This is a genomic window from Streptomyces albidochromogenes (assembly GCF_005981925.1).
Classification (GTDB): Bacteria; Actinomycetota; Actinomycetes; order Streptomycetales; family Streptomycetaceae; genus Streptomyces; species Streptomyces albidochromogenes.
Genome location: NZ_VBVX01000781.1, coordinates 1 through 398, shown reverse-complemented (window position 1 = coordinate 398; position 398 = coordinate 1). Strand labels below are relative to the sequence as shown.

The 398-nt window shown below is 68.6% G+C and carries 1 protein-coding gene; it reads right to left on the bottom strand.

Translation table 11 applies throughout. The features are described from left to right. A partial coding sequence (locus E2E34_RS35170) for a CvpA family protein (protein WP_208765436.1) occupies positions 1-324 on the bottom strand: 324 nt, incomplete at its 3' end. Between the last annotated feature and the right edge of the window lie 74 nt (positions 325-398).

The window sequence follows — 398 nt, the reverse complement described above, 5'->3', positions numbered from 1 at the left end:
GGCGATGATCCATCGCAGCACGCCGCCCAGCAACCGGTCCAGGCTGGTCAGCATGCTGCGATGGATCATCGCCTTGATGACCATGCCGATCACCGCGACCACGATCATCACGCCAATGCCCACGCCCAGGTAGCCGCCAACGAAATGCTCGCCGCCGGGTGCGGCCGGGGCCGCCCACCAGCGTGCCGCATCGTTGCCGAAGGCGAAGGCCGCCCACGCGGCCAGCAGCCACGACAGCGTGCCGATGACGATTCCAACAAAGCCACGCAGCATCCCGAGCAGGGTCGAGGCGGCGATCACGATCAGCAGCACCACGTCGATCATGGCGCCCCGCTCCTTCGGCGGCGCTGGCAACGGGCCTGCGCGTGGATCATGGGTGCGGTCGGACCATGCCGGCC